We start from the raw sequence: 18,705 nt of genomic DNA, 5'->3' as shown, positions 1-18,705 counted from the left end.
TGCGACAAAAATATCGTTATTTATCTGAGGTCCATATTTTCTCTGCATGAACCCTAATGAGAATTATGTAATAGAGACTTTTATCATTTGAGTGGTAGACTGGTATTTATCATACTTTTACCAGTCTTTTATTATGAAAACTCTCGTATTAATGATCGCAGCTGTAGGGCTAATCCCTTCCATCGCTCTATCTGCCCCTCCCTCTTCATTTTCAAAAGCCAAAAGAGAAGCGGTTAAGATCTATTTAGATCACCCAACCAGCTTCTACTGTGGATGCGATATTACTTGGAAAAATAAAAAGAAAGGGGTCCCTGATTTAAAGGCATGCGGATACCAAGTTCGTAAGCAACAAAAAAGAGCCAGCCGAATCGAGTGGGAGCATGTCGTTCCAGCATGGCAGTTTGGCCACCAGCGCCAGTGTTGGCAAACTGGTGGACGAAAGAATTGCACCAAAAATGACAAGACATTCAAATCAATGGAAGCCGATCTTCACAACCTTACCCCTGCTATTGGTGAAGTGAACGGTGATCGTTCTAACTATAACTTTAGCCAGTGGAATGGCCTTAATGGCGTAAGTTATGGGCAATGTGAAATGCAAATTAACTTTAAGCAGCGTAAAGTGATGCCACCTGACAGAGCAAAAGGATCGATTGCTCGAACTTACTTATACATGAGTCAAGAGTATGGCTTTAAGCTGTCAAAGCAACAAACTCAATTGATGACAGCGTGGAATAAGAGTTTCCCGCCAGATGAATGGGAATGTGAACGAGATAAGCGCATCTCTAAAATCCAAAAAAATCACAATCCTTTTGTTGTCCAAGCTTGTCAATAAATTCACCTCGTTCTTATGGTGTAAAGCCATAAGAACTCATTCTAAATTATAAAGAGATACTTGTTTTTTCACTGACTAGCATCCATGTTAGGCTGAGATATTGTATCCAAAAATAAAGCATTTATAGGTTTATCATAATGAGAGTCCCTCGAATTTATCACCCAGAACTCATCCATGGGCTAGGCACAATTGCACTTTGTGAAGATGCCGCGGGTCATATTGGCCGCGTATTACGAATGAAGGAAGGCCAAGAGGTACTTTTATTTGATGGAAGTAACGCTGAATTTCCTGCAGTTATCACTCAAGTAAGCAAAAAACATGTTGATGTAGAAGTCACTAGCCGTGTTGAACGCAGCTCAGAATCCCCTCTCAACCTACATTTAGGTCAAGTGGTATCACGTGGTGATAAAATGGAATTCACCATTCAAAAGTCGGTTGAACTTGGTGTTAATACCATTACTCCACTGATCTCGGAACGTTGTGGCGTAAAACTTGACACGAAACGATTTGAGAAGAAACTGGCTCAATGGCAGAAAATTGCTATCGCAGCTTGCGAACAATCAGGGCGTAATATCGTCCCAACCATTCGCCCAATCATGCAACTTGAAGCTTGGTGTGCTGAAAATAGCGATGCTCTAAAGTTAAACCTTCATCCTAGAGCAAAATATTCAATCAATACACTTCCTGAACCTGTAGAGAAAGTTCGTCTGCTTATCGGCCCAGAAGGCGGCTTATCAGCTGAAGAGATCAGCATGACAGAACAATACAAATTTGAAGAAACTTTGCTTGGCCCACGAGTACTTCGTACCGAAACTGCCGCGCTTACCGCTATCACAGCCTTACAAGTTCGTTTCGGCGATCTAGGCTAACTGGAGAATAACAATGATCAAACTTGGCATCGTAATGGATCCTATTTCATCCATTAATATCAAAAAAGACTCTAGCTTTGCCATGATGCTTGAAGCACAGCGTCGCGGCTATGAAATTCACTATATGGAGATGGATGATCTACACTTAGATCAAGGCGTCGCCATTGCTGATACAAAAGTCGTTGAGCTAAAAGAAGATCCAAACGATTGGTACGAATTTAAGTCAGAGCAAACCATCGCTTTATCTGATCTTGATGCCGTGCTAATGCGTAAAGATCCTCCTTTTGATACTGAATACATTTACGCGACTTACATTCTTGAACGTGCTGAAGAAAATGGTGCTCTCATTGTCAACAAACCACAAAGCCTACGTGATTGTAATGAGAAGTTGTTCACCGCATGGTTCCCTGAACTAACGCCGACCACCATAGTGACGCGTAAAGCAGAGAAGATTAAAGCATTTAGAGAAGAGCACGGCGATGTGATCCTTAAACCGCTAGATGGAATGGGTGGTGCGTCCATTTTCCGTGTAAAAGCGGGCGATCCAAACGTATCAGTGATCATTGAAACACTGACGAACCATGGACAAAACTACTGCATGGCGCAAACCTTTGTTCCTGATATCAGCAACGGTGATAAGCGTATTTTAGTCGTCGATGGTGAGCCAATGCCATACTGCTTAGCAAGAATTCCAGCTAAAGGGGAAACTCGTGGGAATTTAGCAGCAGGCGGTAGAGGTGAAGCACGCCCACTGAGTGAAACCGACCTTAAGATTGCACAAGCAGTCGCTCCAACGTTAAAAGAGAAAGGCTTAATTTTTGTTGGCTTAGATGTTATTGGCGATAAATTGACTGAAATTAATGTCACAAGTCCTACTTGTATTAAAGAGATCGAAGCCGCTTTTGATATCTCAATTACAGGTAAATTAATGGATGCCATTGAACGCCGAATTAACGCATAACTCAATTTAGGCAGTACATATACTGCCTAACTCTCTTCCCTTTGATACAGGAATCGTTATGGACCTAACCAATCACTTTCTTGTGGCAATGCCCGGAATGCAAGACCCCTACTTTAAACGTACGGTGATCTACTTGTGCGAACATAATGAAGAGGGAGCAATGGGGTTAATCATTAATGCTCCTATCGATGTCACTGTAGGGAAAATGTTGAAACAAGTTGATGTGGATAACATCCACCCACAATTAAACGTAGAGAGTTTAGAGAAACCAGTACTTAATGGTGGGCCAGTATCTGAAGATCGCGGGTTTATTTTACACGAACCCAAAGATAGCTATGAATCAAGCATTCAAATGACGGAGAAAATCTCGGTCACAACTTCTAAAGACATTCTTAATGTATTGGGAACCGAAGCTGAGCCAAATAACTACTTAGTTGCTTTGGGCTACTCAGGTTGGGAACCGGGTCAATTAGAAGTCGAACTTGCGGATAATTCATGGCTAACTATTGAAGCCGATCCAAGCGTCATTTTTGAAACACCTATTAACGAACGATGGCAAAAAGCAGTGCAAATGCTCGGCATTGATGCTGCTCAACTGTCATCCCAAGCAGGACACGCATGAGCAACACAAAATCACGTTCAATTATCGCTTTCGATTACGGCACAAAAAGCATTGGTAGTGCCATTGGACAAGAAATTACAGGCACCGCAAACCCATTAAAAGCCTTTAAAGCTAAAGATGGTATCCCTAACTGGGATGATATCGAAAAAATGCTGAAAGAGTGGCAACCAGATCTTATCGTGGTCGGGCTTCCGACTGATTTAAATGGCAAAGACCTCGAAGTGATCACCGCTAGAGCGAAGAAATTTGCCAATCGAATTCATGGCCGGTTCGGTTATACAGTCGAACTGCATGATGAACGACTTTCAACCACGACAGCTCGTGAAGAACTATTTGAGATGGGTGGATACAAAGCGTTAAGCAAAGGCAATATCGACTGCCAATCTGCGGTTGTTATTCTAGAGAGTTGGTTTGAAGCTCAATGGGGTGAGTAACCCTCACTCTTTGGATAAAACTCATCAGTAAAAAATAAGTTCTAGCGGATTTCCCCACTAGAACTTATTTAATTGAATTCAATGACTACAGCAAATCCCCGCCCTTAACCATTAATCCATTTCGATTTTTATGCCACTTAAGCTGCTACTGTCAGAATCTGTTTTGGACTGTGTTTTCAGCATTAAACGTAGATCGTTCGCTGAATCAGCACTATGAAGTGCATCTTCCTCATTGATCTTCCCTTCCACGACTAACTTATACAGTGATTGATCAAAGGTTTGCATTCCAATCTCTTGAGATTTCGCCATTGTCGCTTTTAATTCATGTAGATCGCCTCGACGGATCAAATCTGAGATCCTTGGACTATTAAGCAAGATCTCAAATACCCCATGACGACCTTTTCCGTTTTTATCACGAATCAATTGCTGAGCCACAATGCCTTTTAAGTTCATAGAAAGATCGAATAGGAACTGCTCTTTTTGCTCTTTCGGTACTAAGTGCAAAATGCGTTCTAAGGCTTGGTTAGCGTTATTCGCGTGCAGAGTCGCCATACAAAGATGCCCGGTTTCAGCAAACGTCATCGCGTATTCCATGGTTTCTCGGTTACGAATTTCACCAATTAAGATCATATCTGGAGCCTGACGCAGTGAGTTTTTCAACGCCACTTCATAGCTATCCGTGTCTAAACCGACTTCACGCTGGGTCACAATACAACGCTGATGTTCATGCACGAATTCAATCGGATCTTCTACCGTCAAAATATGACCCGACCGATTGCTATTGCGATAGCCTGTCATCGCGGCCATTGATGTCGATTTACCCGAACCAGTCGCACCAACCACCAGCACTAATCCACGTTTTGCAATCGCAAGGTCTTGTAATACCACGGGCAATTTCAATTGCTCAAACGTCGGGATCACCGTTTCAATACGGCGAATCACCGCGCCTGGCAGTTCTCGCTGGAAAAAAGCACTCACACGAAAACGCCCAAAATCTCTCATAATCGCAAAATTTGATTCACGGGATTGGCGAAACTCATTCTGACGATCGGCATCCATCATCGCATCAAGCAAGCTTGTTACCTGATCTTCTGATAGCTTTTCACCTTGTGGTCTTAGCTCCCCATCAATACGAAAGAGAATAGGAGCACCGACAGTAATATAAAGATCCGATGCTTTTTCTTCATTCATCCCCGCGAGGATTTGATTTAATTCCATGATTGTACTCGTCTCTTCTAACGCTAAATGGGGAGGTCAATTATTTAAAACAGTGAGGTTTCTATTTCAATTTTTTTCTGCACTTCTTCCAACTCAACCAAACCTTGAGCAATGAGCTGTTTCGAATTTTGCTCCATGGTTTGCATGCCATGAGCGGCGCCGGTTTGAATGATGGAGTACATTTGCGCGACTTTATCTTCACGGATCAAGTTACGAATTGCAGGGGTTGCCATCATAATTTCATGACACGCAACTCGCCCACCACCAATGCGTTTTAAGAGTTTTTGAGCAATCACCGCACGTAATGACTCAGACATCATCGAACGAACCATATCTTTATCGCTACCTGGGAAGACATCAATAATACGGTCAATAGTTTTCGCCGCAGAGCTGGTGTGCAACGTACCAAAAACTAAGTGTCCTGTTTCGGCTGCGGTTAACGCTAAGCTGATCGTCTCTTGGTCTCGCAACTCCCCCACTAAGATCACATCAGGGTCTTCACGCAAAGCTGAACGTAAAGCATTTTTAAAACTGTGAGTATCACGATGGACTTCACGCTGATTCACTAAGCTTTTGTTATTGGTGTGAACGAACTCGATCGGATCTTCAATGGTTAAGATATGCTTATTATGGTGACGATTCACATAATCGACCATGGCCGCCAAGGTTGTCGATTTACCAGAACCAGTAGGCCCAGTAACCAAAACTAAACCTTTCTCATAATTAGCTATTTTTTCAAATATTTCCGGTGCATCCAACTGCTCTAATGTTGGGATCTCCACTGGAATAGTACGAAATACAGCTGCGCAGCCGCGTGCTTGATTGAAAGCATTCACACGAAAACGTCCAACTTGAGGAAGTTCAAATGAGAAATCGACCTCCAGTTTTTCTTCATACTCGCTACGTTGAGCATCGTTCATGATCTCAAAAACCAAACGATGTACATCTGCATGGCTAAAAGCTGGCACTCCAAGCTTTCTTACTTCGCCATCTATACGTACCATAGGAGGAACACCTGCAGAAAGATGTAGATCTGATGCGTTATGCTTTACACTAAAATCCAGTAATTCAGAGATATCCATTTATTTTCCTTAGTAAAGTCGACTATGAATAGTATTCAACAAAACATTAAACATATCACCTCACAGATTCGAAGCTGTGAGCAAAAGTGTGGACGAGCTCCAGAGTCTGTGCAACTTTTAGCCGTAAGTAAGACTAAACCATTAGAGGCAATCCTCGAGGCTGCTCAAGCGGGACAAGTCCGGTTTGGTGAAAACTATGTGCAAGAAGGTGTTGATAAAGTAAAACATTTTTCCGAACAACATTCTAATTTAAATTTTGAATGGCACTTTATTGGTCCAATCCAGTCCAATAAAACCAAACCAATTGCAGAAAACTTTCACTGGGTTCACACCGTATCTCGCGCAAAAATAGCCCAGAGGTTGAGCGATCAGCGCCCAGAAGGTTTACCACCACTGCAAGTGCTAATTCAAGTGAACACCAGTGGTGAAGCATCTAAATCAGGCGCATCAGAGCAAGAAATATTTGAGATCGCGGAGTTGATTTCTTCTTTGCCAAACCTCACGTTAAGAGGGTTGATGTCAATTCCTGCCAATGTGACCGATCACCAATCTCAACTGGCTGCATTTAATCAACTCACACAAATTAACGATAAGTTGGCAGAGCAGTATTCCGGCTTAGATACACTCTCTATGGGTATGAGCGGAGATATGGACGCCGCCATTGAAGCAGGCAGCACAATGGTAAGAATTGGCACCGCACTATTTGGCGCTCGTGACTACCGCTAAGCTTGCACGATATAACATTAGGATTTTAATAGATGGATCATAAGAAAATTGCATTTATCGGAGCTGGTAATATGGCTCGCTCAATCATTGCTGGATTAGTAGCAAGTGGCTACCCTGCCGATCATATTACCGCGACAGCACCGTCTGAAACCAGACGAAAACCGCTAGAGCAAGATTACAAAATCCTAACCACAGACGACAACTTTGCAGCCGCATCTCAAGCTGATGTTGTCGTATTATCAGTAAAACCACAAATGATGGAAGAAGTATGCAAACCACTTCAAGCGATCAATTATGGTAATAAACTGGTAATTTCTATCGCGGCTGGTATTTCAGCGACAAGACTCAATGAGATGCTTGCAACGGAACTAAACCTTGTACGTGTGATGCCAAATACTCCATCACTGCTCGGCAAAGGCATGAGTGGTTTATACGCCTCTAGCAACGTGGATGAATCAAATAAAATGTTTGCTTCAGATCTAATGAGTGCCGTTGGTGAGGTATGCTGGGTAGAACAAGAATCAGGTATCAACAATATCATTGCCGCGGCTGGCAGTGCTCCCGCCTATTTCTTCCTCTTTATGGAAGCAATGCAAGCTGAAGCGATTGAGCAAGGATTTGATAAAGAGACCGCCAGACTCTTAGTCCAACAGTCGGCTTTAGGTGCTGCTGAAATGGTTGTCGCGAATCCTGAAACGGAACTCTCTACACTAAGAGAACAAGTGACATCAAAAGGCGGAACCACGGCCGAAGCACTACGCACATTTAACGAACATCAACTTTCAGATACAGTTGCTAAAGCGATGCAAGCCGCAGTATCTAGAGCTGAAGAGATGGAAAAACTGTTTTAATCAATCTCGTATCTTTACGAGTTATCTGTTTTAAGGGCTATTTATGAATTCAATGAGTTTTCTAATATCAACCGTTTTTGATTTATACATCATGGTGGTGATTTTACGTATTTGGTTACAAGCATCACGGGCTGATTTCTATAACCCATTCTCGCAATTTATCGTGAAGGCCACTCAACCGGTGGTTGCACCACTAAGACGCATTATTCCATCTATTGGTAGTCTTGATTTAGCTACGGTCATCTTTGCTTATGTATTGTGTGTGGTTAAATTTGTCGCACTCGTATTAATCGCGTCTAACGGTGCGTTTAGTTTTAGTCTCGATTTCCTATTCTTAGGTTTATTATCACTATTGAAAGCGGCAGGTGGTTTGATTTTCTGGGTTCTACTTATCCGCGCAATATTAAGCTGGGTAAGCCAAGGTCGTAGCCCAATAGAGTATGTATTCCATCAATTAACAGAACCAATGCTAGCGCCAATTCGCCGTATTTTACCTGCTATGGGTGGATTTGATCTTAGCGTGCTTGTGCTATTTATTGGCCTTCAGTTTGCTAACTTCTTAATGGGCGACATTATTGGCCCTGTCTGGTTCCAACTATAATGTCATTAGCGGCTTGGAAAGATGGGCAGGATATTTTGCTACGGCTCTATATCCAGCCTAAAGCAAGTAGAGATAAAATTGTTGGGTTACATGGCGAGGAGCTAAAGATAGCGATCACCGCTCCGCCAGTCGATGGTAAAGCCAACGCCCACCTGACAAAGTACCTTGCGAAGCAATTCAAAGTAGCCAAAGGCTTAGTTGTCATAGAGAAAGGCGAATTAGGACGGCACAAGCAGATACGAATATGCGAACCAAGCCAAATACCTACTGATATTCAAGCCATCCTATGATGGCTTTTTATCATTTTATTAAGAGCAAATAATGAGTAAGGAGAACATCATGAGCAAATGGATCACGGTAGCCCTTTTAAGCCTACTCGCCTTCCCAAGTTGGGCTGGTCAGTTCAAAAACATTAAAGATGCAGAAGTGCATTATGTCGCATTCAACTCGACATTTTTAACGCCAAAGGTAGCTCGCAGTTATGAGCTAAAGCGTAATGGATACTCTGCAATCTTAAACATTAGCGTGCTCGACAAATCATCCCTTGGCAAGCCAGCGACTCAAGCAAAAGTGAACGGTTCGGTCAAAAACCTAATCGGGCAAATCAAGACGCTATCATTTAAAGAAATCAAAGAGGGTGACGCTATTTATTACCTTGCAGAATTTCCGATATCTCATGAAGATAATCTAACCTTTACGATTGATATTGACGCTGGAAACGTGGGTTCTGGCCCTTTACGTTTCAGCCAAAAATTTTACGTTGAAGAGTAAACCTTCAATTTTTATCGAATACACAGACGAAAAACATTATGAAAAAATTAGTATTAGCGACTGGAAATCAAGGCAAGGTACGTGAAATGGCAGATCTTCTGTCTGAATTTGGCTTTGAGGTTTTCTCACAAAGCGAATTCAACGTTTCAGAAGCCGAAGAAACTGGCACGACATTTATTGAGAATGCCATCATCAAAGCTCGCCATGCAGCAAAGGCAACGGGCCTACCTGCGATTGCTGATGACTCAGGTTTAGAGGTCGATTTCCTGAAAGGTGCGCCTGGAATCTATTCAGCTCGTTTTGCTGGCGAGAACGCAACGGATCAACAGAACCTTGAAAAACTGCTTAATGAAATGAAAGGCGTTCCAACTGAGCAACGTAGCGCACGCTTTCACTGTGTACTCGTTCTGATGCGCCATGAAAACGATCCAACCCCGATTGTTTGTCACGGCAAATGGGAAGGAAGTATTCTTGAAGAAGCTCACGGTGAAAACGGCTTTGGTTATGACCCTATTTTCTGGGTACCAGAGGATCAATGCGCATCTGCCGAGCTAGAATCAACACGTAAGAAGCAACTTTCGCATCGTGGTAAAGCATTGAAAACTTTATTCTCAGCATTAGAGAAAAATCAATAATGACCAACCCAGCGGCAATAGATTCCAATTCGGCGGTTTTGATTCCACCAGCATTAAGTCTTTATGTTCACATCCCATGGTGCGTTCAAAAATGCCCTTACTGTGACTTTAATTCGCATGCATTGAAATCAAAAATTCCTGAACGTGAATACATTGATGCGTTGCTAGAAGATCTCGATACCGACATCAATCGCTATCAACTCAACGACAACCCACGCCCTCTGCACTCCATCTTTATTGGCGGTGGGACTCCAAGTCTCATATCGCCAGAAGAGATTCAGCGCTTGTTACAAGGCATAGAACAGCGCATTACCTTTAAATCTGATATTGAAATTACAATGGAAGCCAACCCGGGGACTATTGAAGCAGATCGATTTGCTGGTTATGAGAAAGCAGGCGTTACGCGCATCTCCATTGGGGTACAGAGCTTTGAGCAAGAGAAACTAGAACGCTTAGGTCGAATTCACGGAAAAGATGAAGCAATCAATGCCGCTCATCTGGCACATAAGATTGGTTTGAAAAGCTTTAATCTCGATTTGATGCACGGTTTACCCAATCAAACTATTGAGCAAGCACTCCTAGATCTCGACAAAGCTATAGAGCTTAATCCGCCGCATTTATCTTGGTATCAACTCACCATTGAGCCGAATACGATGTTCCACTTTAAGCCACCGACTCTACCTGATGATGATGATTTGTGGGATATCTTCGAACGTGGACATCAAAAGCTCAATGATGCGGGCTATGTGCAATATGAAATCTCCGGCTACAGCAAACCGGGATACCAGTGTCAACATAACCTCAACTATTGGCGCTTTGGTGACTACCTAGGTATTGGCTGTGGCTCTCATGGTAAACTGAGTTTTGCAGATGGGCGCATCACTCGTACCACCAAAGTTAAGCACCCTAGAGGCTACTTAGCCGCATATCAGAACATGGTGAAGCCATATCTATCAGACGAATTTGAAGTACCCAAGGAAGATCGTCCATTTGAATTTTTCATGAACCGCTTTAGATTGCTCGAAGCTTGCCCTAAACAGGATTTCATTAACACTACGGGATTAAGTTTAGCAAGCATTCAACCAACGATTAATTGGGCGCTTGATAAAGAGTTCTTGAGCCAATCAGAGACTCATTGGCAGATCACTGAAAAAGGAAAATTATTCCTTAACGACCTTCTAGAAGCGTTTATGGCAGAAGAGTAAGTATTAAGAGACGATTTGATTCAAGGTACTCTTTCTAAATGAAATAAGTACCTTGTTCTCTTTTGGTTTTGCTAGGGAACATCTCTACTAACATTAAAAAATCGAACGCCCAATTTTTTCAGAAAATAGCTCTAATGCTTGAGTGCCAGCCAAAGAGTTTCCTGACGGATCGAGCTCTGGAGACCAGACAGCAATGGTCATTTCTCCTGGAACGATCGCAATAATCCCGCCACCAACACCTGACTTCCCTGGCATACCAACTCGATATGCAAATTCCCCAGCTCCATCATAAAGCCCACAGGTAGCCAAAAGCGCGTTTAACTGTTTGGTCTGTGTTGGCGTAACTATCTGTTTGCTGGTTTGTACCGAAACGCCTTTATTAGCAAGGTAGCTGAAGGTTTTTGCCAAATCCACACAACTCATTTTTAGTGCGCAGGCATGGAAATAGTTATTCAACACAGGAATGACGTCATTATCAAAATTACTAAAAGCACGCATTAAGTAAGCGATGGCTGCATTTCTATCGCTATGCATCATTTCTGAAGCCGCTACGACCTTGTCATAAACAATATGAGTATCACCCGACAGTTGGCGTGCAAACTCTAATAAACGTTGTCTCGGGGCAGAGAGGCGACTACTGAGCAAGTCTGCCACCACGATAGCACCTGCATTAATAAATGGGTTGCGAGGAATACCTTGCTCCATCTCAAGCTGGATCATCGAATTGAATGCCTGACCAGAAGGCTCCTTTCCAACACGATCCCAGATCTCTTCTGGCTTATAAAGCACCATCGCCAGCGTTAAGCTAAGTGCTTTCGAAATAGATTGAATCGAAAAAGCTTCATCAGCATCACCAGACTTAATCACTTCACCATCATTGGTATAGACCGCCATTGCCAGTTTCTGGTTCGATACTTTTGCAAGAGCAGGAATATAATCAGCAACTTTCCCTTTGCCAATCAATGGACGAACTTCTTCTAGAATATCCGTCAACAATTGTTCTGTCGGCTTCATCTTCGACCTATTATTTTTATTAATTTGTAGAGTTCAAAGGGCAAAAAAGCCAACATATTCAATCATGTTGGCTTTCTAATTCTGGACTACAAGCCCGAGTATTGATTACTCGATAGCGCTACTTTACGCGCTTGTATTTAATATCCCAAACACCGTGACCAAGTCTGTGACCGCGTGCTTCAAATTTAGTTAAAGGACGCTCATTAGGACGAGGGATGTAATCGCCTTCCGCCGCGATGTTTTCAAAACCAGGCGCAACCTTCATCACATCAATCATATGCTCTGCGTAATTTTCCCAGTCAGTCGCCATGTGGAAAATACCAGACTCAAGTTGAAGCTTACCGCGAACCATCTCTGCGAACTCAGCCTTAACGATACGACGTTTGTGGTGACGAGCTTTGTGCCATGGGTCAGGGAAAAACAGTTGCAGAGTATGCAGGCTGCTATCTGGGATCATGTGTTCGAATACTTCTACTGCATCGTGGCACATTACGCGTAAGTTGGTGACACCCGCATCACGAGCAGTACCTAAACATGCACCAACACCCGGGCTATGAACTTCGATACCCAAGAAGTTTTTCTCAGGCGCGTTCTTTGCCATTTCAACCAGTGATGCACCCATACCGAAGCCAATCTCTAGTACAACTGGGTTATCGTTGCCAAATACTTCTTTCCAGTTAAGAAGTTCTGGGTTGTAATCGATACCCATTGTTGGCCAACATTCATTCATCGCGTTCTCTTGGCCTTTTGTTAAGCGGCCTTCGCGACGAACAAAACTACGGATCTTTCGAACCAGTTTGCCATCTTCAGTATATTCGTTAGTGGTCACTTCACTCATTGGTTTTTGCCTGCACATTGATTAATCAAAGCGGGGATTATCCAAAGAATTGCCTCTGGTGCAAGTCTTTCTATCGATAAATACCCATACAATTTGTCTGTTTTACATCCAGTGTTAATTGTGGTGCAATTTTAGACCTAATAAAAGTAAAACATCGAGCTTGTCGTGACCCCATTCGCAAACGCCATTTTGAAATGGTATGACGCCTACGGTAGGAAGAACCTTCCATGGCAACAAAATAAAACAGCTTACACCGTTTGGCTATCGGAGATCATGCTCCAACAAACTCAAGTAACCACGGTTATCCCCTATTATGAGCGTTTTCTTGAACGTTTTCCGACAGTCATTGATTTAGCCAATGCTGAACAAGATGAAGTGTTGCACTTATGGACTGGATTGGGCTATTACGCCCGTGCTCGTAACTTGCACAAGGCCGCCAAGATTGTTGCCGAGCAATATGGTGGTGAATTTCCATTTTCTATAGAAGAGATGAACGCGCTACCAGGCATTGGACGATCTACTGCCGCAGCAGTGCTGTCTTCGGTTCATAAACTCCCCCATGCGATCCTTGATGGCAACGTCAAGCGCACCTTGGCGAGAAGCTTCGCAGTAGAAGGTTGGCCCGGGCAAAAGAGAGTCGAGAGCCAGCTTTGGGAACACGCAGAGACACATACTCCAAGCAAAAACGTTGATAAGTACAACCAAGCGATGATGGACATGGGGGCGATAGTTTGTACTCGTAGCAAGCCTAAATGTACGTTGTGCCCAATTGAAAGCATGTGTGAAGCTAAGAAACTCGATAGACAGCTCGATTTCCCAGGCAAGAAGCCTAAGAAAGAAAAGCCAATAAAAGAAACGTGGTTTGTGATTCTATACCACGACAATCAAGTATGGCTCGAACAACGCCCTCAAACTGGTATCTGGGGAGGACTGTTCTGTTTCCCTCAAAATGAAAACGCGGAGATCGAACATCAGTTAGATCTTCGCTCAATCAAAGACAATGAAACCGATTCGGTCAAGACAATGATTGCGTTTAGACATACGTTCAGCCACTACCACTTAGATATCACGCCTGTATTAGTAAAATTAGATAAACAACCAAATTTGATAATGGAAGGGACTAAAGGTCTCTGGTATAACTTGTCTCAACCTGAAGAAATTGGCTTAGCCGCTCCCGTAAAGCAGTTATTAGAAAGCCTACCTTTTGAATTAAATACCCATCAATAAATTAAGGAGTCACCATGAGCCGCACTGTATTTTGTGCTCGACTAAACAAAGAAGCTGACGGGTTGGATTTTCAACTTTACCCTGGCGACTTAGGTAAACGCATTTTTGACAGCATTTCAAAAGAAGCTTGGGCGCAATGGCAGAGTAAGCAAACGATGCTGATTAATGAAAAGAAACTCAATATGATGGATCCTGAACATCGAAAACTTCTTGAAACTGAAATGGTTAACTTTCTCTTTGAAGGAAAAGAAGTCGTAATCGAAGGTTATACTCCACCGAGTGAGTAATTCAGTTTCTATCTGATGTGAATAATGACATCATTGCCTAGTTTTCACGCTATGGCATGGTGTCATTTTTATTTGAGGAGCGTATGAAAAAGCTAGTCTATTTCTTTATTTCAATGTCACTTGTTGGTTGCAGCCGAGAATTCATCGAAGGTTTATATGATGTCAATTATGAACCCACTAACCGTTTTGCAGGCAACCTTGCTGAATTACCAGGTCAATTTGAGAAAGATACTGGAGCACTAGATGCTCTGATCAACAGCTTCTCAGGTAACATAGAAAAACGCTGGGGAAGCAAAGGGATAAAGATCGCTGGAAAAAGTAACTATGTGAAATATATAGACAATTACCTCAGTCGATCAGAGGTTAATTTCAGCAAAGGTCAAATTATTGTTGAAACGGTTTCGCCTACCGATCCTAAACAACACCTAAAAAATGCGATTGTTACCACTCTTCTTACACCTGACGATCCTGCTAATGTAGACCTGTTCTCATCGAAAAATATCAAGCTCGAAGGGCAACCTTTTCTTTATAAGCAGGTTGTCGATCAAGAAAAAAAACCTATTCAATGGTCATGGCGAGCCAACAAATATGCTGATTACCTTATTGCCAATAACCTCAAAGTAAAGAACGTCGATTTCAAAAAAGCTTACTATGTTGAAATCCCAATGGTGGCTGATCATGCAGATAAGAGAAGCTACAAATACGAAGATATTGTCCGTCGCGCCTCTAGAAAATATGACATTCCAGAAGATTTGATTTACGCCATTATAAAAACAGAAAGCAGCTTCAATCCCTATGCGGTTAGCTGGGCCAATGCGTATGGTCTTATGCAAGTAGTACCCAAAACGGCAGGTAGAGATGTATTTAAGCTAGTCAAAAATAAATCAGGCCAACCTTCGCCTGAGTATTTATTTAACCCTGAGACCAATATTGATACCGGAACCGCGTATTTTTATATCTTAAAAAACCGTTACCTTAAGAGCGTTAATCATCCCATCTCTTTAGAGTACAGCATGATCTCAGCTTACAACGGTGGAACCGGTGGCGTTCTCAATACGTTCAGCAAAAACAGAAAACGAGCGATGAACGATCTCAATTCACTGCAACCTAATCAAGTTTACTGGGCGTTAACCAAAAAGCATCCAAACAAAGAATCACGCAGGTACTTAGAAAAAGTAACGAAATACAAGAAAGAATTTAACTCTGGTGGAACCTAAATAGCACACTCGCTTAAAAAGAGAGCGAACAACAACTAATTTCGATTTATTTTAAAAAAGTTATTGACGGTAAGGCAGAAAATCAGTTTAATAGCGCCCCGTTGCCCGGATAGCTCAGTCGGTAGAGCAGAGGATTGAAAATCCTCGTGTCGGTGGTTCGATTCCGCCTCCGGGCACCATGATTTATATTATTGGTGTCAATTGTAGTAACAAGAAACATCAGTAAGAAAGCAAAGAATTTAGTGTGCCGACTTAGCTCAGTAGGTAGAGCAACTGACTTGTAATCAGTAGGTCACCAGTTCGACTCCGGTAGTCGGCACCATTCTTTTGCCTCGATAGCTCAGTCGGTAGAGCAGAGGATTGAAAATCCTCGTGTCGGTGGTTCGATTCCGCCTCGAGGCACCATTATTTGGTGCTTAGCATGAAAATGCTGACACAGATAATTCCCCTTTAGTTCAGTTGGTAGAACGGCGGACTGTTAATCCGTATGTCGCAAGTTCAAGTCTTGCAAGGGGAGCCATTTTTAAAAGCCAAGTCGAAAGACTTGGCTTTTTTCATATCTGAACTAAATTGATCCCAATAGGCCCTCGCCTTCTCTATCGATGCTATCCCTTTACTAATAAAGCTCTGAGTATGCAGCTCTCGCCACTTACGTAATCCTCCGTCACCAAAATCACTTATCCGCAGCCAATATTTCTATTTAAAATATTCACTCCTTACGAAAGCAAACATCAAAACATTGCTCATTAATTAAGACGGTAGCTTGGGTGATTTTCTATAGTCTACAATTCAAAAATGAACACTAATAAGATAGACATACTAAAGCGCTCGATAATCACAATTAAAAGTGAACTATTACGCACTCTTTACTTGTTTGTTTACTGTATTTAAGCATAAATAACTCAGTAACCCTCCCCTTCTTACCTCATATTCACTATGCATTTAATGACCAAAATGCCTACAAACAGCCCATTAAGTATAGAAAATCAGCAAACAACATTTTTTTTGCAATTTAATGTTGACCTAGAACGTGAAAAGCCTTTTAATACACCTCGTTGCCCGGATAGCTCAGTCGGTAGAGCAGAGGATTGAAAATCCTCGTGTCGGTGGTTCGATTCCGCCTCCGGGCACCACATTCATTTTGTTGGTGTTAGATTGAAAAATCAAAATACGAGCATAGAATAAATTAAGAATACAATGTGCCGACTTAGCTCAGTAGGTAGAGCAACTGACTTGTAATCAGTAGGTCACCAGTTCGACTCCGGTAGTCGGCACCATTCTTAATTAGATACAACCTGTTCCCTTTTAGTTCAGTTGGTAGAACGCCGGACTGTTAATCCGTATGTCGCTGGTTCAAGTCCAGCAAAGGGAGCCACATTAAGTAGCTAGCGTTAGTAACAAACGATAGCGAAAAGAAATTAGTGCCGACTTAGCTCAGTAGGTAGAGCAACTGACTTGTAATCAGTAGGTCACCAGTTCGACTCCGGTAGTCGGCACCATTTTTCATGATTGAAAAATCATAAGCGTTGTTGCTATAAAACAAACCTGTTCCCTTTTAGTTCAGTTGGTAGAACGCCGGACTGTTAATCCGTATGTCGCTGGTTCAAGTCCAGCAAAGGGAGCCACATTTAAGAAACCACTTCTCATGAAGTGGTTTTTTTTCGCCTAAAGAAAATAGCTGCAACACTTCACACTTGAACATCACTCATACGCCTCTGTATGAGCCTAGCAACGATTTTTTTCATAATAGACCAAGTTATATAACCTAAATTAGCCACAAGCCATAGAGGCCGTTATAGTGATATAACCGCTATTTCCAAGCTCGAAGTAGACCATAAATATTAAATGCGAATAGTACCAATGCCGTTAATTTACTACTCAAACTTATCCACTAACGAAAACAGAGCGTCTTTATTCTACTTTCGCATTGAGAATGATCATTCTAAGCCTTACAAACACAATCAATTCATACCTTGTAGATTTTGAAGCTCCTATTAACAAGGTTGTTCTGGCGAACCAATCCATTGGGTTGAGGTCTGGAGAGTATAGTGGGATATTAAGGATCGTAAGATTACTAAAATGGTCAACATGCCTGCTAGCCATTGTCTAATGGCCACTGAGCGTTACGAAAAGAATAGCGTCAGAGTAGCTTCTAAGGACAACGATACCGATGCTGACTCCTCATTAATTATACCTACCCCATTAATTACCCTATCAGTTTAGTCCAACCTCTAGAGCAGAATGACATAACTCTGCGTTTATCCTCACAAAACCGATTCCATGCACCGCATAGTGTCTCTACGATATCGTCATAGCTTTCGAAACACCTGTTTGCTACTTCATTTGGCGAAGCCAACTCCATACCTGTTCTATAGGGTTAAGCTTGGGAGAATAAGGTGGGATATGGATAACTGTGAGGTTCTCAGATTCATCGGCAAGATGGCTCTGATGCCAACTAGCTTGCTCCATGATAACAACAGCATGCTTACCAACCCGTTTGGCTTGAGACATTAATCTGAGTTGCTATTTCATTGCTTCCATATTGCTCAGGGGAACCACTATCGCTTCAGCTTCTCCTGTCGTAACACATACTGCGCCGAACAGGTATGCATACTCGAATTGCGGTTGTTGTACTACTCTGGGGCGCGTACCTTTCTCTGCCCATATTCGCGTAGTTGTATCACGTCGACCAAATCTAGCCTCGTCTTGAAACCATATTTGGACATCTTTTAAGGGCGCATGACCAGGGATCTTAAGGATCGTTTCGATTGGGAGTTTTTTAAAAGCTTCTTGGGCTTCAACTGATTGCTTAGGATGCTTAGGATGCTTAGGATGCTTAGGATGCTTAGGATGCTTAGAATGCTTAGAATGCTTAGAATGCTTAGAACGAGTAGTGATCCAACTCAGACCTATGTCATGTAATAACTAATAGAGCGCCGACTTTTTATATGATGTATCGAAATGGCTCTCTATATAAAGCCCAATGTCTCTCGCTTGAAGGCGGTTGCCACTTTCATTAGCTGCGAGTTCGATAACATATTCTTTGACTTGTGATTTCTGCTCATCAGTTAGGCGATGGGGTCTACCAGAATGTGGTTTATCTTGAAGTCCTTCAAGACCATTATCGAGATATGCTTTGACCCATTAATTGACGCTTACTCTACTAACTTTAAGGTACTTAGCTATTTTAGTGCGACTTCTACCGTCAACAAAATGAGAAACAGCTAAATAACGCATTCTAAGTCGAGCCTTGGAAGTGGAATTAATCAAACCCGGGAAGTCATGCTTCATAAGGACGCCTTTTAAAAATCTTTA

General features: G+C 42.4%; 19 protein-coding genes, 9 tRNA genes and 1 pseudogene. 24 read left to right on the top strand and 5 right to left on the bottom strand.

Annotation, left to right across the window (positions count from 1 at the left end; all coding sequences use genetic code 11):
* Positions 1-133 precede the first annotated feature (133 nt).
* The 5 genes from OCV39_RS02090 (at position 134) to ruvX (ending at position 3,718) form a co-directional block, all read left to right on the top strand.
* Positions 134-832: an endonuclease gene (locus OCV39_RS02090; protein WP_261888837.1), complete on the top strand. Its 699-nt coding sequence runs from the start codon at positions 134-136 to the stop codon at positions 830-832.
* Positions 833-969: 137 nt separating this feature from the next.
* On the top strand, positions 970-1,701 hold the full coding sequence (gene rsmE / locus OCV39_RS02085) for a 16S rRNA (uracil(1498)-N(3))-methyltransferase (protein ID WP_017054685.1): 732 nt from the start codon (positions 970-972) through the stop codon (positions 1,699-1,701).
* Between the two features lie 13 nt (positions 1,702-1,714).
* A complete protein-coding gene (gene gshB, locus OCV39_RS02080; protein WP_017054686.1) occupies positions 1,715-2,662 on the top strand; it encodes a glutathione synthase in 948 nt (315 codons plus the stop codon).
* 58 nt (positions 2,663-2,720) lie between these two features.
* Positions 2,721-3,284 (top strand): YqgE/AlgH family protein, encoded by a 564-nt coding sequence (locus OCV39_RS02075; protein ID WP_017054687.1) that lies wholly within the window; start codon positions 2,721-2,723, stop codon positions 3,282-3,284.
* Positions 3,281-3,718 (top strand): Holliday junction resolvase RuvX, encoded by a 438-nt coding sequence (ruvX, locus tag OCV39_RS02070; protein WP_113795762.1) that lies wholly within the window; start codon positions 3,281-3,283, stop codon positions 3,716-3,718. The genes OCV39_RS02075 and ruvX overlap by 4 nt, the downstream gene beginning before the upstream one ends.
* 111 nt (positions 3,719-3,829) lie before the next feature.
* Here ruvX and OCV39_RS02065 read toward each other — a convergent pair whose 3' ends face one another.
* Both OCV39_RS02065 and OCV39_RS02060 read right to left on the bottom strand, forming a co-directional pair.
* Positions 3,830-4,936, bottom strand: a complete 1,107-nt coding sequence (locus OCV39_RS02065; RefSeq protein ID WP_171757183.1) for a PilT/PilU family type 4a pilus ATPase — start codon at positions 4,934-4,936, stop codon at positions 3,830-3,832.
* A gap of 44 nt (positions 4,937-4,980) precedes the next feature.
* Positions 4,981-6,018, bottom strand: a complete 1,038-nt coding sequence (locus OCV39_RS02060) for a type IV pilus twitching motility protein PilT (protein ID WP_017054690.1) — start codon at positions 6,016-6,018, stop codon at positions 4,981-4,983.
* A 24-nt stretch (positions 6,019-6,042) separates the two neighbouring features.
* Between OCV39_RS02060 and OCV39_RS02055 the strand changes: the two genes are divergently transcribed.
* From OCV39_RS02055 to hemW, 7 genes are read left to right on the top strand one after another with little or no spacing between them, the layout of a single operon-like run.
* Positions 6,043-6,744: a YggS family pyridoxal phosphate-dependent enzyme gene (locus OCV39_RS02055; RefSeq protein ID WP_113795760.1), complete on the top strand. Its 702-nt coding sequence runs from the start codon at positions 6,043-6,045 to the stop codon at positions 6,742-6,744.
* Positions 6,745-6,776: 32 nt separating this feature from the next.
* The gene (gene proC / locus OCV39_RS02050; protein ID WP_171757184.1) at positions 6,777-7,595 is read left to right on the top strand and encodes a pyrroline-5-carboxylate reductase; all 819 of its coding nucleotides are present in this window, start codon (positions 6,777-6,779) and stop codon (positions 7,593-7,595) included.
* Positions 7,596-7,638: 43 nt separating this feature from the next.
* Positions 7,639-8,196, top strand: coding sequence for a YggT family protein (locus tag OCV39_RS02045; protein ID WP_017054693.1), 558 nt, complete (start codon positions 7,639-7,641; stop codon positions 8,194-8,196).
* Positions 8,196-8,486: a DUF167 family protein YggU gene (gene yggU, locus OCV39_RS02040; protein WP_017054694.1), complete on the top strand. Its 291-nt coding sequence runs from the start codon at positions 8,196-8,198 to the stop codon at positions 8,484-8,486. Before OCV39_RS02045 ends, yggU begins: the two co-directional genes overlap by 1 nt.
* Before the next feature lie 49 nt (positions 8,487-8,535).
* Positions 8,536-8,967, top strand: coding sequence for a DUF4426 domain-containing protein (locus OCV39_RS02035; RefSeq protein WP_171757185.1), 432 nt, complete (start codon positions 8,536-8,538; stop codon positions 8,965-8,967).
* A 38-nt stretch (positions 8,968-9,005) separates the two neighbouring features.
* Positions 9,006-9,602 carry an XTP/dITP diphosphatase gene (locus OCV39_RS02030; protein WP_017054696.1) on the top strand — a complete coding sequence of 199 codons (597 nt, stop codon included), beginning with the start codon at positions 9,006-9,008 and terminating at the stop codon, positions 9,600-9,602.
* A complete protein-coding gene (gene hemW / locus OCV39_RS02025) occupies positions 9,602-10,807 on the top strand; it encodes a radical SAM family heme chaperone HemW (protein WP_171757187.1) in 1,206 nt (401 codons plus the stop codon). Before OCV39_RS02030 ends, hemW begins: the two co-directional genes overlap by 1 nt.
* A 93-nt stretch (positions 10,808-10,900) precedes the next feature.
* Here the strand turns inward: hemW and glsB are convergent, their stop codons facing one another.
* Positions 10,901-11,821 (bottom strand): glutaminase B, encoded by a 921-nt coding sequence (glsB, locus tag OCV39_RS02020; RefSeq protein WP_171757188.1) that lies wholly within the window; start codon positions 11,819-11,821, stop codon positions 10,901-10,903.
* A gap of 118 nt (positions 11,822-11,939) precedes the next feature.
* Positions 11,940-12,659, bottom strand: coding sequence for a tRNA (guanosine(46)-N7)-methyltransferase TrmB (gene trmB, locus OCV39_RS02015; RefSeq protein WP_261888836.1), 720 nt, complete (start codon positions 12,657-12,659; stop codon positions 11,940-11,942).
* A gap of 165 nt (positions 12,660-12,824) precedes the next feature.
* On the opposite strand from trmB, the gene mutY reads away from it, so the two are divergent.
* The 12 genes from mutY (at position 12,825) to OCV39_RS01955 (ending at position 17,015) form a co-directional block, all read left to right on the top strand.
* Positions 12,825-13,886, top strand: coding sequence for an A/G-specific adenine glycosylase (gene mutY, locus OCV39_RS02010; protein WP_171757190.1), 1,062 nt, complete (start codon positions 12,825-12,827; stop codon positions 13,884-13,886).
* Positions 13,887-13,900: 14 nt separating this feature from the next.
* Positions 13,901-14,173, top strand: coding sequence for an oxidative damage protection protein (locus tag OCV39_RS02005; RefSeq protein ID WP_017052517.1), 273 nt, complete (start codon positions 13,901-13,903; stop codon positions 14,171-14,173).
* An 83-nt stretch (positions 14,174-14,256) separates the two neighbouring features.
* Positions 14,257-15,390: a membrane-bound lytic murein transglycosylase MltC gene (gene mltC, locus OCV39_RS02000; protein ID WP_171757191.1), complete on the top strand. Its 1,134-nt coding sequence runs from the start codon at positions 14,257-14,259 to the stop codon at positions 15,388-15,390.
* A gap of 103 nt (positions 15,391-15,493) precedes the next feature.
* Positions 15,494-15,569, top strand: a tRNA-Phe gene (locus tag OCV39_RS01995).
* Between the two features lie 67 nt (positions 15,570-15,636).
* A tRNA-Thr gene (locus tag OCV39_RS01990) sits at positions 15,637-15,712 on the top strand.
* 7 nt (positions 15,713-15,719) lie between these two features.
* A tRNA-Phe gene (locus tag OCV39_RS01985) sits at positions 15,720-15,795 on the top strand.
* Between the two features lie 39 nt (positions 15,796-15,834).
* Positions 15,835-15,910 (top strand) — tRNA-Asn (locus OCV39_RS01980).
* A gap of 537 nt (positions 15,911-16,447) precedes the next feature.
* A tRNA-Phe gene (locus OCV39_RS01975) sits at positions 16,448-16,523 on the top strand.
* Positions 16,524-16,591: 68 nt separating this feature from the next.
* Positions 16,592-16,667, top strand: a tRNA-Thr gene (locus OCV39_RS01970).
* A gap of 22 nt (positions 16,668-16,689) precedes the next feature.
* Positions 16,690-16,765 (top strand) — tRNA-Asn (locus OCV39_RS01965).
* 48 nt (positions 16,766-16,813) lie between these two features.
* Positions 16,814-16,889 (top strand) — tRNA-Thr (locus OCV39_RS01960).
* A 50-nt stretch (positions 16,890-16,939) separates the two neighbouring features.
* Positions 16,940-17,015: transfer RNA gene (locus tag OCV39_RS01955), tRNA-Asn, on the top strand.
* Positions 17,016-17,596: 581 nt separating this feature from the next.
* Here OCV39_RS01955 and OCV39_RS01950 read toward each other — a convergent pair.
* Positions 17,597-18,681 (bottom strand): annotated as a pseudogene (locus OCV39_RS01950) (IS630 family transposase).
* Positions 18,682-18,705 lie beyond the last annotated feature (24 nt).

The sequence above is a fragment of the Vibrio cortegadensis genome, assembly GCF_024347395.1.
Classification (GTDB): Bacteria; Pseudomonadota; Gammaproteobacteria; order Enterobacterales; family Vibrionaceae; genus Vibrio; species Vibrio cortegadensis.
The sequence above is the reverse complement of the archived record's forward strand: the minus strand, read 5'-3'. Positions and strand labels throughout refer to the sequence as shown.